Source organism: Pseudoalteromonas sp. T1lg10 (assembly GCF_002964545.1).
In the GTDB taxonomy this organism is placed as follows: domain Bacteria; phylum Pseudomonadota; class Gammaproteobacteria; order Enterobacterales; family Alteromonadaceae; genus Pseudoalteromonas.
In genome coordinates this window covers 1-13625 of record NZ_PQBV01000004.1, presented here as the reverse complement: position 1 = coordinate 13625, position 13625 = coordinate 1, and the positions used below count along the sequence as shown (strand labels likewise).

Below are 13625 nucleotides of genomic sequence, written 5' to 3'. Positions count from 1 at the left end.
GGTATTTTTCAGCTAACCTATTGCACCTTGCACAAGGTAAGCGCTTTAATCTAAAGCAAGCCTTGAGCGGGCCATAAACCATGGCTTAAAAAAGGGCAAAACAAATGCACCAAAGCAAGGCAAATGCGCACCAAAAGGGTGCATAATAGCTTTATTGAAATAACACGTTTAATTAAAACCCTTTACAAACATACAGTTAAATAGTTGGCACGATTTAAGCTTATGAGTGCACAATTGCAGTAACATGCAGCACACAAAATATTCCTAGTTGGAGGACACATGTCACATACGGTTTTAACTTTTATTAAAGAAAATGACGTTAAGTTCGTAGATTTACGCTTTACCGATACCAAGGGTAAAGAGCAGCACCTTTCTATCCCACATCACCAAGCAAACGAAGACTTCTTCGAAGAAGGTAAGATGTTCGATGGTTCTTCAATCGCTGGTTGGAAAGGCATTAATGAATCTGACATGGTACTTCTACCAGACGTAAACAGCGCCAAGCTTGACCCGTTTGCTGAAGAAACCACACTGATTGTACGTTGTGACGTAGTTGAGCCTTCAACACTACAAGGTTATGAGCGTGACCCTCGCTCTGTTGCTAAGCGCGCCGAAGAGTACATGCGCTCTACTGGTATCGCCGACACAGTTCTATTCGGTCCAGAGCCTGAGTTCTTCCTATTTGACGATGTTAAGTACAAAACCGATATGTCTGGTTCTATGTACAAGATCGATGCCGAAGAAGCGTCTTGGAACTCAGACCGCGACTATGAAGGCGGTAACACTGGCCACCGTCCTGGCGTAAAAGGCGGTTACTTCCCGGTTGCGCCTGTTGATTCATCACAGGATTGGCGTAGTGCAACCTGCTTGGTACTAGAAGAGCTAGGCCATGTAGTAGAAGCACACCACCACGAAGTAGCCACTGCCGGTCAAAACGAGATCGCCACTCGCTTTAATACCATGGTTACCAAAGCCGATGAAATCCAAGAGATGAAGTATGTTATCCACAACATGGCTCACCTTTATGGTAAAACGGCTACCTTTATGCCTAAGCCTCTAGTTGGCGACAACGGCTCAGGTATGCACTGTCACCAATCACTAGCTAAAGACGGTAAAAACCTTTTCGCAGGTGACAAGTACGGCGGTCTTTCTGAAGAAGCGCTTTACTACATCGGTGGTATCATCAAGCACGCTAAAGCGATCAATGCCTTCACCAACCCGGCAACTAACTCTTACAAGCGTCTAGTTCCTGGCTTCGAAGCTCCGGTAATGCTTGCTTACTCGGCACGTAACCGCTCTGCATCAATCCGTATTCCAGTGGTTCCTTCAGAGAAAGGTCGTCGTATCGAAGTACGCTTCCCTGACCCTGCGGCTAACCCATACCTGGCGTTTGCAGCTCAGCTTATGGCTGGTCTTGACGGCATTAAGAACAAGATCCACCCTGGCGATGCCATGGACAAGGATCTATACGACCTACCTGCGGAAGAAGCGGCTGAAATCCCAACTGTTGCCTCTTCACTAGACGAAGCCCTTGCTTGTCTTGATGCAGACCGTGAGTTCTTAACTCAAGGTGGCGTATTCACTAATGACCTAATCGACGCCTATATCGCGCTAAAGGCCAAAGAAGTTGAAAAGCTAAACATGACAACTCACCCAGTTGAGTTCGAAATGTACTACAGCGTATAAAACAGATAATGACAATTTAGTTATATCATGTGTGTTCTCAAAGCCTGCTCTGCGGGCTTTTTTTATGGAAAAAATACAACCTTTGGACTAAAGTTAATACCTAGCCAGTAACTTGGCTTATTTTGCTAACTATAAGAATAACAACCATAAATAGGATTTAACGTGAACACAAGGCTGTATATTTTAAGTATGGTCGTGCTGCTAACTATTTTTAGTACAGCATGGGCCGCACCGAGCAAAGACATCTACGTGTACAAGGATGAGAATGGCGTATTGGTATTTTCTGACACCCCGCGCAAGGGAGCAGAAAAAGTCACCCTTAACGCTCCGGTAATGAATATGCCCAGCATCGATACCAGTGTTCTCGATGAAGTCGATGATGAACTGGAGCAAGTCAAATTTAGCATAACTATCACCTCACCGACGCAAGAAGAAACCATTCGCGACAACACCGGCTCAGTGCATATCAGTGGGCAGGTGAAACCAAGATTTTTACAAGGACATAGCGTACAGCTGTTTATGGACGGCCAAGCCTATGGCGAACCACAAAGCTCCAGCCTGTTTGCCCTGCGCGATATTGATCGCGGCGAGCACAGCCTGGTTTTAAAACTACTCAATAGCGAGGGCGAAGTATTGGCCAGCTCCAAGGCCATCACCTTCTTTATGCATCGCCGCTCGATGATCACCGGCCCTTAATTGCAATGCAGCTAAGGAAATGGCTGCGCACAGCCTAATAAACCTGCTAAGATAGTTGCACCATACTGGTGCAACTTATTACTAAAGATGAAACTTCACGGCGATTTCTTCCAGCAGATGTGGGAAAACCTGCACACTGCCATACTTATTTTAGATAAAAATTTTAATCTGGTTTACGCCAACACCAGTTGCACCGAGCTGCTTGGACAAGGCTTAAAACGCATTCAAGGCCAGCCCTTCGAATCCCTATTTAACTATCACTCGGTAGAGCTTGAGCGCATCGCCAACTACACCCTCAAGCAAGGAGTGGATTGCCACCAGCACAGGGCTGACGTGGTGTTCGTAGATACCCGCCATGCCAACCTGGCGCTCAATAGCCGCCGCATCAACTACCAGGGTGAGGTATTTTTACTGCTTGAAATCCGCCAAACGGATGAAGAAATCCGCCTCGATCAAGCCTCCAACCAAATGCATCAACACCAAGCGGCTAGAACCCTGATCCGTAATTTAGCGCACGAAATTAAAAATCCACTCGGTGGAATTCGCGGAGCGGCGCAATTATTGCAGTATGAGGTTGATCAGCAGGAACGCGATGAGTGTGCACAGCTAATTATTCACGAGGCGGATAGATTAAGGCAATTGGTCGACAGGCTGCTGGGGCCAAACCAGCGCTTACAAAAACAGGCGACCAATATCCATCAAACCCTGGAGAATGTATTAAAGCTCTGCATGCTGGATAACAATAAAAATATCGACCTGATTAAAGACTATGACCCGAGTATTCCGGATGTTGTGGTCGATGGCGATAAAATCCAGCAGGTCCTCCTTAACATAGTGCGCAATGCCATGCAGGCGCTCAGTGCAGGAGGCGAAATTAAAGTATCAACCCGGGTACGCTATCATGTGCGTCGCTACGATACGACACTCAAAAAAGCCCTGCAGATCAAAATTTGTGATAATGGCCCAGGCATAGCGCCGGAGGTAAAGGAAACCCTGTTTTATCCCATGATCACCAATAAAGAAGGTGGTTCGGGACTAGGGTTGTCGATCGCACAAACCTTGATCGATCAGCATCAAGGCTTTATCGAGTGCGACAGCTGGCCGGGCCATACTGAGTTTACACTGTACTTGCCACTGTAAGCGGCTAAGAGGGCTATGATGAAATCTGTTTGGTTGGTAGATGATGACGCATCGATTCGCTTTGTGCTGCAAAAGGCGCTGACGCGCAGCGGTTATGATGTAGAAAGTTTTGATAACGCCCAAGATGTGTTAACCGCCCTGACCTTTTCACAACCGGCGGTCTTACTCTCGGATGTGCGCATGCCTGGAATGGACGGCATGGCCTTGTTAGAGCAGATCAGCGAAGAAAATCCCAATCTGCCAGTGATCATCATGACCGCCCATTCGGATCTGGACTCGGCGGTACAGGCCTTTCAAAAAGGGGCCTTTGAATACCTGGCCAAACCCTTTGATTTAGAAGAAGCGGTAAGCGTGGTTGATCGCGCCGTACGTGCCCACACGCAAAAAAAGGCCAAAAAAGTCACCAAGGAGCAAAAGCGCTCTGTGATTATCGGCGAAGCACCGGCCATGCAGGAGGTGTTTCGTGCCATAGGTAAGCTTAGCGCCTCAAGCATGAGCGTATTGATCAATGGTGAGTCTGGTACGGGTAAAGAGCTGGTCGCCAGCGCCCTGCACCAACATAGCCCACGTAAGGATAACCCCTTTATCGCCCTGAACATGGCTGCCATTCCCAAGGACTTGGTGGAGTCTGAGCTCTTTGGCCATGAAAAAGGCGCTTTCACCGGCGCCGACAGCGTGCGCAAGGGTCGCTTTGAGCAAGCCAATGGCGGCACCCTGTTCCTCGATGAAATCGGCGATATGCCCCTGGATGTACAAACCCGCTTATTACGGGTGCTGGCCGACGGTGAATTTTATCGTGTTGGCGGTCACCACAGCCTCAAGGTGGATGTGCGTATTATCGCCGCCACCCACCAGGATTTAGAGCGCCTGGCACAACAGGGCAAATTCCGCGAAGATTTATTCCACCGTTTAAATGTGGTGCGCTTAAAGCTGCCACCTCTGCGTGAGCGCACCGAAGACATAGAGCAGTTAGCCGAGTACTTCCTTAATAAAAGCGCCCAAGAATTAAAGGTGCCCAGTAAGACCTTAAGCCCACAGGCCTGTGAGCAAATGAAGCTGTTCAATTGGCCGGGCAATGTCAGGCAACTGGAAAATACCTGTCGCTGGTTGACAGTGATGGCGCCGGGGGAATATATAGGCGCAGAAGATTTGCCGCCCGAGCTCAGTGCCAGCATAGAACAAGAAGCAGATTCTGACTGGCTCGATCTATTCCAGCAGTGGCTCAATAACGAGTTTAAACAGGGTAAGGACAATGTCTGGCCCGATATTCAGGCACAGCTGGAAACGCGGCTGATCAAATCCGCCCTGGCCAGTTGTGGCGGCCATAAACAAGAAGCAGCGTTGCGTATTGGTTGGGGACGCAACACCTTGACGCGTAAGTTAAAAGAACGAAATATCAGTACATCTTGATGATAAGGCCATTTGAAACGTGCCATCTTTAAACGGCACGAGCAAGTGCATGGCCAAACTCAGCGGCGCTAATTGCAGCGGCGCTAGCGAAACCCCTGCCACGCCTGCATAAGGGCGAGCAGGTCTTCAACGCCACAGGCGGCAACTAATTCAGATTCATCCAGCACTAGCTCATCCGCGGCATAGGCGTCAAGGTCATCCTCATCGTGATGCAAGCCGTGACTTTCAAAGAGCACCTCGCCATGGGCTATCACCACCCGCATTTCTTTGCCTTGAATTACCAGTTCTTGCGAGCCATTGACCGAACTTCTTGGCGAATCCTGGTTTAGCGCCTGCTGAAAACGCTGCAACAGCTCATCATTGTCATATAACTCATCGTTAAACCAGCGCGCGACTAAGCGGTGCTCATCACTTAGCTTTACACGCTTACCCCATAAGGGATCAGAATATAGCTGATATTCCATGGTATTTTTGCCCTTGCAAATAAGGCGCGCATCATACCAACAAGCATAGCTTACTGCCTAGGGAATTAGTTGCTCCGCCGAGCCTATGAGCATGATAAAATCCCCTTATGTACCGCCATCAAAAATGACCATGTTCGATACCTTTGCCATTATTTTCCCACTGATTTTTATCGCTGGCGTAGGCTTTGCCTGTGCCAAGCTGCGCTTTCTAAATGGTGAACAGCTCTCGGGGATCAGTCGCTTTACCTTTTACATCAGCATTCCGGTATTTCTGTTTATTAATATGGCGCAGGCCCAACTGGGCAGCGTGGTTAGCCTGGAGCTGATGCTGAGCTTTTATATTCCGGTGGTGCTGATGTTTGGCCTGATGCTGATCTTGTATAGATACTATAGTGGCGATTGGTCACAGGGAGCGGTATTGGCACTGGGTGCCAGCTATTCCAACACTGTCTTAATAGGCCTGCCCATTGCCATTCAGGCGCTTGGCAAAGACATAGCGGCCACGGTTTTTGTGCTGATCACCTTCCACAGTGCCCTGCTATTTTTACTCACCTATGCATTTTCGGGTCGCTCACAAAGGGTAAGCTGGCTCACCACGGTGCGCCAGCTGCTTTTAAACCCGGTGATCTTGGCCATTACTTTAGGTTTGCTGTTCAACCTTAGCGGTTTGGCCCTGCCCGAGCCAATGGAAAATGGTTTAGCGCTACTGGCTGAGCCGGCCATAGCCGGAGCTCTGTTTGTATTAGGAGCCAATTTACATCATTACCAAATTCGCCCCGGGCTGCACCTGGCTTTAGGCCTGTCTGCCAGCAAGCTATTCTTGCTACCCGCCCTGGTGTGGTTATTTGCCAGCCAGGTCTTTGCCTTGCCACAGCAACAACTGCTACTTGTGGTGCTGCTCAGTGCTTCACCCTTAGGTGTAAATGCCTATTTAGTTGCCAAACAACTTGATACCCGCAGCGAAGTATTGGCTAGCGCAGTGGTGTTAAGCACCTTGCTAAGTGTTGTCAGTTTCTTCTTTTGGCTCACCCTGATATAAAAAGACATAAAAAAAAGCGTGCCTTAAGCACGCTTTTTTCCGATTCAATCGTAAGAACGATATTTGGCGGCGTCGATAATGGCCCAAACATAGACGATTGCGGCAATAATGCCGGGCACTATCAGCCACCATAGAGCGGCGCCACCGAAGAAGAAGATGGCAAATAATAAGGCCGCTAGAATACGCCCCTGTACCAATTGCCCCAGTCCCGGGAAGAATACGTTACATAGAGCGGCGATTACATTACCACCTGAACCTTGTCCTGACATATAAGCCTCGTTAGTCAATTACAATTCTTTAATTACCATAACCAATTACAATATTCAGGCCAACTTTTTATACTTATTTTTCAATCAGTTAAATCCTTGCCATTTTTGTAATCTCATTAACTTTAGCCTATCATGCTAAAGTTTAGTCTTTTTAACATTACCCTATCTATGTTAAGAGAGTAATAGTTAAGACAATAATAATTAATACCAAATAGTTACAGACCTATGCTAGCCAAAATTGCCAAACCCATAGCCAAACTGACCGACAAATACATGCCCGACCCGCTGCTGATCGTCATGCTGCTCACCCTAGTGAGCTTTGCGCTCGCGTTAATAAGCAGTGATCACTCGCCCTTGGCCTTGGTGCAAATGTGGGGCGGCGGCATCAGCAACCTCTTCACCTTTGCCATGCAGATGCTGCTGGTCTTGGTATGCGGCTACCTGCTGGCAACCACTCCCAGTGTCGAGCGCGGTTTAAACTTTGTCGCTCGGCGCCTTAATACGCCAGGCAAGGCGGTGGTCGTTACTAACTTGGTCGCCCTCTTAGCAAGCTGGCTGAACTGGGGCTTTGGTCTGGTGGTCGGCGCCCTGTTTGCCAAGGCGGTGGCGCGCTTTTGTCGCGTTGACTACCGGGTGCTGGTAGCCAGTGCCTATTCCGGATTTATTATTTGGCATGGCGGCTTATCCGGTTCGATCCCCCTGACCATTGCCACACCGGGACACTTTGCCGAACAGCAAATCGGTCTGATAGACACCTCGCAAACCCTGTTCTCGACACTGAATTTGGCACTGGTGATTGGCCTAGCCATCATTTTGCCCCTGCTTAATTACTGGCTGCTACCCAAGGCGCAGGACGCCGTCTATGTCGATACAGAGCAACTGCAGGGAGATAAGGAAACGTCACAGCAAAATGCGGCGGGCAATGCCTTAGAGCAGGCACGCTGGCCTACCGCAACCTTAGGTTTGCTGGGTCTGATTTATTTGGGCAGCAGCTTTTATACGGGTGCACAGGGCTTAAACCTCAACACCATTATCGCCTTGTTTCTGTTTTTTGCCCTGCTATTGCAACCCAACACCAGCGCGCTTATTAGCCAACTCAATAATGCGGTGCGCAGCGGCAGCGGCATTGTCATTCAATTTCCATTTTACGCCGGCTTGATGGCGCTGATGAGCCAAAGCGGCTTGGCCAAAGACATCTCTGAGCTGTTTATCGCCCTGTCCGATAGTACGACCCTGCCGATATGGAGTTTTCTTAGCGCCGGCCTGGTGAATATTTTTGTGCCTTCGGGAGGCGGCCAGTGGGCGGTGCAGGCACCCTTACTACTCCCCGCCGCGCAGGCCCTTGAGGTGCCGGTTTCATCTGTGGCCTTAGCGGTAGCCTGGGGCGACGCCTGGACTAACCTGATCCAGCCATTTTGGGCCATTCCTGTTCTGGCAATTGCCGGCTTAAAGGCCAAAGACATTATGGGTTTTTGTCTGATCCAGCTGCTGGTCAGTGGCCTGTATATCATCTTGCTGTTAGCCCTGCTCGCTTAAGTTTTCGCCTCAAAGGAGGATTAATAGCCGGGGCTAAAAACCGCCGTGAGCAATATAATGGTGGAGCAATTTAAGGGGCATACTCCTTGTCTTGATCTGATTAATCCAGCAAACACGGGCCTCGGCTTTATCGTAAATAGTTGGCAGTGGGCCCATTACATTATAAAGTTGGAGCCAAGACTGCCGCCTACTTAGGTCAATAATACGCTAGGTAAAACCATATGCCCGTTCATGTGTTACTTGTTGAAGACGATGAGCTACTCGTTAAGCGCATCGAAAATCATTTTGCCAATACCGAGTTTTGCATCCAGGTCGATAGTACAGGGGCGCAAGCATTGGCTTTGGCGCAAGCATCACAGGGCGACTCCCAACATGCCATCGAATTGGCCATAGTCGATATCGTCTTACCCGCAAAGGATGGCCTCACCTTAGCCCGGGAGCTAAGCACCCTTACCGAGATCGGCGTGATCATGCTTTCAAGCCGGGACTCGCAGTCGGATCGCATCGCCGGTCTGGCACAAGGAGCCGATGACTATATCTGCAAGCCCGTTGACTTACTTGAACTCGAATTGCGTATGCGCGCCGTATATAAGCGCCTGCATGGCGCAGCTAGCCAGGTCAGTGACAGCACCGAATATATCGAATATGCAGACTTTAAACTGCACCCGGATAATCGCACCCTGATCACCGCCAAAAACGAAGAACTGCGGCTTACCGAGGCAGAACACAAGGTATTGATTTGCTTAATTGCCAATGCGGGTAAAGCCACATCGCGGGAGAAGGTGTCAGAGGAAATTGGTCAGCCAGACTGGAGCCCCACGGATCGCACCGTGGATGTACTGATCGGGCGCCTGCGTAAAAAGCTGGGAGATGAAAAAGAGCAAAAGCGCATTGTCACGGTACGCGGCAAAGGCTATATGCTCTCTTCAAGTTAAGGCTTTAAAACAGAATGTTACCCTGCTGGTAGGCCGCGAGCGACTGCAGGAAGGGCGTCGGCTCAAAGGCCTGTTCATTGGCTTCATTCACCGCCTGTTGCTGGTAATCAACCGCCTCTTCAAAGTTGCCCAGCTTGGCATGTGCCGCTGCCAGATAAGCATAGGCAAGGGGATGATCATTCTCATCCGCTACTTCTTCGGCCAGCTCTATGGCCTTTTCCAGCTCACTGCCATTATCGGAATAGCGTACATACCAACCGGCTAACTTACGCTTAGCGATCAGGCTGCCATGCGCCGCCGCTTTTTCTAACCAATGCTTAGCCTGCTCTGCATAAACAGCAGAACCATCGGCTTTGGTCATCAGGCATTTGCCCAACTGTAATTGCGCCCGGCTATGATCTTGTTTCGCCGCCAGTGTCAGTAGACGCAGATTGCAGTTCACCCCAAGTTGAAACAGGGTATCGCTGTGGCCTCCCATAGCTGCCTTATGCTGCCAATAACGCCATTGCTGTTCTTCTTCTTTGTTACTCAGCGGCTTAATCTCAACATGGGCAGTTATTTGGTCATTCAAATACGCTGAATTCGCGACCTGATTATTATAGAAAAACTGCACCCGGTACCAATTTTGGTCTTTTAGCTCTCCATCAGCGGCACTTAGCTGCCACTGCTTCATAAGGGTTTCGGATTTTTTGCGTAAGACCCTGGGAATATTCACCTGCTCATACGGCTGCCAATGAGCCACCTTACCCTCGGCATCCAGATTAACCAGGTAAGAAAAGGTAAAGTAAGTAGTCTCTAACTTTTCCTGCTTGGTAAATTCTGGCTGAGTAATGCTGCTAAAACTTATTTGTGGCGCAACAACAGGTATGGCCTTCACGCCACCGTCGATAGCATGATATTGAGGCTGGTCATCCAGCACTTTTAATACCTTGGCTAATTCGGCCTGGGCATTCACATCATCTCTTTTAGCCTGCTGTAATAACTGCTGTGCCCTGGCCTTAAGCTTGTGACTCATTTCACTGTCTTGGGCACCGGCGAAAACACCGCGAATAATGGCATTATGGAACTTTTTATCGGCGGCAACAAAACGAGTTTGGCGTAATTTTTCGGCAATGCTTTGGCCGAACTCGGGAGCCGGATAGGAATTCAGCAAGAGCAGATCCCGCGGCACGCCGTTTTCATCTATATCAAATAGATAGCTGGCCAGCCCCGGCACACCATCGCTTTGCAGAGAATCGGGGTAAGCGGTAGCTGGGTTAGCGATTTTCTCCCGGGTCGGATTATAAGTAAGCGTACGACTCAACTCATAATTGATACTTTGAGTTCCTAGCTTGCCATAGCGAGCGATAAGCTCGTCGGCCAAGTGTTTAGCCTGTGCTAACTGGGATTTGTCTAGGCGGCGAGCCACAGACTTTCTCGCCTGCTCGGCCATTTTAAAGCCATTATCCATGGCCACAGAAAAGTAACCGTAGGCCTTGATGGGATCGGCCTTCACTCCTTGTCCGCGTAAGTACTGCACTGCAAGATTAAACTGACTGCGGCCATCGCCAAGTTCGGCGGTTTGCTCAAATAAGGTAAAGGCTTTTTGGTATTGCTGATCAAGATAAAAAGTCATGGCATCGCTAGCATTTGCCAAGCAAAGTTGAGGTAATAACGCGGCCGCAAAAATCCACTTTTTCATTGAACACTCCAATTTGGCTAGTTCAACAATGTTAACAGCTGGTAAATATTGGCGCAATGGCAATTACCCCAGAGCTGCCACCATGCGCTCAAAAGCGCGATAACTTAAAGCCTCTTTAATGCAGGCTTGGGAAATTTCCTGCTCGCCGGCGAGGTCGGCTATAGTTCGCGCCACCTTGATAATACGTTGATGAGAGCGAGGCGACAGCTTGAAGCGTTCACTGGCGGCACCAAGATAGTCCCGACACATGGCAGTTAACGCACAGTGAGTCTGCAGCTCTTGCACCGACAGCAAGGCATTAGCCTTGCCTTGGCGTTGCTGCTGCCTGTGCCAGGCGGCGATCACCCGGGTACGAATGGTCGCGCTGTCTTCCTCTGCTTGCGAGGAGAGCAACTGGGCACTGGGAATGCGGAGCAATTCAATTTGCAGGTCGATACGGTCAATAAAGGGGCCGGAAATACGCGCCAGATAGCGCATCACCTGATCAGGCGTTGCCCGCTTATCGCTATAATGCCCGGTAGGGCTGGGGTTCAGTGCAGCAATTAGCTGAAAACGTGCGGGAAAATCCACCTGCTGAGCGGCTCGTGAGATAGTGACCTTACCGGTTTCCATCGGCTCTCTTAGACTATCAATCACTTTACGTTCAAATTCGGGTAGCTCATCTAAAAACAAGACACCATTATGAGCCAAGGAAATTTCACCCGGCTTAGGTTTAGAGGAACCGCCAACCAGAGCTACCGCCGAGCAGGTATGATGAGGGCTGCGAAAAGGACGCTGCAGCCATTGGCTGGCATCGATAGGCTTTCCCGAGACTGAATATACTGCGGCGGTCTCCAAGGCCTGTTGCGTGGACATCTGCGGCAATATGGTCGCAAACCTCTGTGCCAACATGGACTTACCTGTACCGGGAGGACCACTAAACAACACATTATGGCCACCTGCGGCAGCGATTTCTAACACCCGCTTTGCCATGGGCTGACCCTTGACCTCACTAAAATCGACACTCGCGGGTGTGATCTTTTGCTCAATGGGCAAAGGAGTCAACAAGTCCAGCTCTTGCTGCCCGGAAAGATCGTGCCAGAGCTGCTGTAATGAATGAGCACACTTAACCCGAGCTGTGTCGATTAATGCTGCCTCACCTTGATTCTCTGCACTTAGATAGACCAGGCGATTAACCTTGTTGGCAGCCATAACCGAGGGGATCACCCCACGAATGGGGCGCAATTGTCCATCAAGGCCAAGCTCGGCCAGCAACTCAATCTGAGTAAGATTGGCAAACTTAAGCTGCTCCGAAGCAATGAGTATACCCACGGCAATGGCAAGATCGTAACGCCCTCCCTCCTTGGGTAGATCGGCGGGAGCCAGGTTGACGACTATACGTTGGTTGGGAAAGATAAAATGGCTATTCTCTATGGCACTGCGCACCCTGTCCTTGGCTTCCTTCACCGAGGTTTCGGGTAAACCAACGATATTGAAATTGGGCAGGCCGGAGCCGAGATACACTTCAACACGCACCTCAATGGCTTCGATGCCGATTTGTTCACGAGTATATACTTGCGCTAAAGACACATCCCTGTCTCCTTGCCTGACTAGTTAATCTAAGTCTAGCTAGGATATCGGAAAACGTATAAACCCAGATTCCAACGAATGGCAATAAGGCGCACCAGCAAGGTAGCGATACCACCGAGCCACATGGCCAACTCAGGATTGGTTCCCAGGTGCAGAAGCAATATATATAAACCGGCCCCGACAACGCAGGCGATGGCGTACAAGGGACCTTTTAACAACATGGGCACCTCTCGCGCCAAAACATCGCGAATAACGCCACCAAAACACCCTGTCAGTACAGCCATGATCACGGCCGTCATTGCCGGCACCCCAAGTTCCAGCGCCTTTTGAGCCCCCATAATGGCAAAAAAGGCGATCCCCAGAGCATCGGCGAGTTGCAAGCAGTAGTGAGGAAAGTTTGGTTTATAGTTAAGCCACATTATGGTGATAAAAACCGTGGCTAATATGGTGATAAAGTAACTGGTGTCATACACCCAGAATATCGGCACGTCTAAAAGCATATCGCGCAGTGTCCCGCCTCCAATGGCGGTTACAGCGGCCAGGACGATCACGCCAAATCCATCCATATTTTTTTCATGAGCCAAGAGTGTGCCGGAAATAGCAAAAACGGCTACACCTAAGAGATCAAACCAATGATAAAGCTCATACATAGTCGTTGCTCATGAAGAAAAACTCTTTGTAACATAAGCGTAAAAGTACTGGCAACCATGATGAGACCAGGCTATTCGGGATTTGCGTTGTAGCTCGGGGTTTACCGCCAAGAATTGTAGGTTGGCCTTTAGGCCAACATTAAACAATGCAGGAGCATCTTGCCGATAACCGCGACAAGGAGGGCGGTAGTAGAGCAATGTGCAGATCCATGCCGCAATGTCGGCCTAAAAGGCCGACCTACAAACGCAAAAAACCCGCTGCATTGCTGCAACGGGTTTCTTTAAATAAGGCGCTGGTTCGCTACTTCGTAGCGACTACTTTACTCCGGGCTATCCTGCCCTCCGCCCTACGGGCCGCCTTCGGCGTTCAAAAATGTTCCCGACATTTTTGTCACCTGTTCAAGTAGAACATCACGTCTTTAAAACGAAAAAACCCAGCACTAGGCTGGGTTCTTCGTTTAATAAGGCCCTGACGATGTTCTACTTTCACATGGCAAATGCCACACTATCATCGACGCTGTTTCGTTTCACTACTGAGTTCGGCATGGGG

At 49.5% G+C, this 13625-nt stretch carries 12 protein-coding genes; 7 read left to right on the top strand and 5 right to left on the bottom strand.

Translation table 11 applies throughout. The annotated features are described in order from the left end of the window. Positions 1–279 precede the first annotated feature (279 nt). The 4 genes from glnA (at position 280) to ntrC (ending at position 4932) form a co-directional block, all read left to right on the top strand. Positions 280–1686, top strand: a complete 1407-nt coding sequence (glnA, locus tag C2M17_RS02410; RefSeq protein ID WP_105199289.1) for a glutamate--ammonia ligase — start codon at positions 280–282, stop codon at positions 1684–1686. 162 nt (positions 1687–1848) lie between these two features. Beyond that, positions 1849–2382 (top strand): DUF4124 domain-containing protein, encoded by a 534-nt coding sequence (locus C2M17_RS02405; RefSeq protein ID WP_158677991.1) that lies wholly within the window; start codon positions 1849–1851, stop codon positions 2380–2382. Between the two features lie 87 nt (positions 2383–2469). Then, positions 2470–3522: a nitrogen regulation protein NR(II) gene (gene glnL / locus C2M17_RS02400; RefSeq protein ID WP_105199287.1), complete on the top strand. Its 1053-nt coding sequence runs from the start codon at positions 2470–2472 to the stop codon at positions 3520–3522. An 18-nt stretch (positions 3523–3540) separates the two neighbouring features. Continuing rightward, entirely contained in the window at positions 3541–4932 is a 1392-nt protein-coding gene (gene ntrC / locus C2M17_RS02395) for a nitrogen regulation protein NR(I) (RefSeq protein WP_105199286.1), read from the top strand. 83 nt (positions 4933–5015) lie between these two features. Here the strand turns inward: ntrC and C2M17_RS02390 are convergent, their stop codons facing one another. Then, positions 5016–5396 carry a YacL family protein gene (locus tag C2M17_RS02390; RefSeq protein WP_105199285.1) on the bottom strand — a complete coding sequence of 127 codons (381 nt, stop codon included), beginning with the start codon at positions 5394–5396 and terminating at the stop codon, positions 5016–5018. A gap of 91 nt (positions 5397–5487) precedes the next feature. Between C2M17_RS02390 and C2M17_RS02385 the strand changes: the two genes are divergently transcribed. Beyond that, positions 5488–6435, top strand: coding sequence for an AEC family transporter (locus C2M17_RS02385; protein ID WP_233997902.1), 948 nt, complete (start codon positions 5488–5490; stop codon positions 6433–6435). A gap of 44 nt (positions 6436–6479) precedes the next feature. On the opposite strand, the gene C2M17_RS02380 is transcribed toward C2M17_RS02385, so the two are convergent. Then, complete coding sequence (locus C2M17_RS02380; protein WP_105199284.1) at positions 6480–6704, bottom strand: hypothetical protein; 225 nt, start codon at positions 6702–6704, stop codon at positions 6480–6482. A gap of 225 nt (positions 6705–6929) precedes the next feature. On the opposite strand from C2M17_RS02380, the gene C2M17_RS02375 reads away from it, so the two are divergent. Both C2M17_RS02375 and C2M17_RS02370 read left to right on the top strand, forming a co-directional pair. Beyond that, on the top strand, positions 6930–8240 hold the full coding sequence (locus tag C2M17_RS02375) for a short-chain fatty acid transporter (protein ID WP_105199283.1): 1311 nt from the start codon (positions 6930–6932) through the stop codon (positions 8238–8240). A 221-nt stretch (positions 8241–8461) separates the two neighbouring features. Further along, positions 8462–9175, top strand: a complete 714-nt coding sequence (locus tag C2M17_RS02370; RefSeq protein ID WP_105199282.1) for a response regulator transcription factor — start codon at positions 8462–8464, stop codon at positions 9173–9175. Between the two features lie 4 nt (positions 9176–9179). On the opposite strand, the gene C2M17_RS02365 is transcribed toward C2M17_RS02370, so the two are convergent. From C2M17_RS02365 to C2M17_RS02355, 3 genes are all read right to left on the bottom strand, one after another. Next, complete coding sequence (locus tag C2M17_RS02365; RefSeq protein ID WP_105199281.1) at positions 9180–10856, bottom strand: sel1 repeat family protein; 1677 nt, start codon at positions 10854–10856, stop codon at positions 9180–9182. Between the two features lie 63 nt (positions 10857–10919). Further along, a complete protein-coding gene (locus tag C2M17_RS02360; RefSeq protein WP_105199280.1) occupies positions 10920–12425 on the bottom strand; it encodes a YifB family Mg chelatase-like AAA ATPase in 1506 nt (501 codons plus the stop codon). Positions 12426–12460: 35 nt separating this feature from the next. Further along, a complete protein-coding gene (locus C2M17_RS02355; protein ID WP_105199279.1) occupies positions 12461–13075 on the bottom strand; it encodes a trimeric intracellular cation channel family protein in 615 nt (204 codons plus the stop codon). Between the last annotated feature and the right edge of the window lie 550 nt (positions 13076–13625).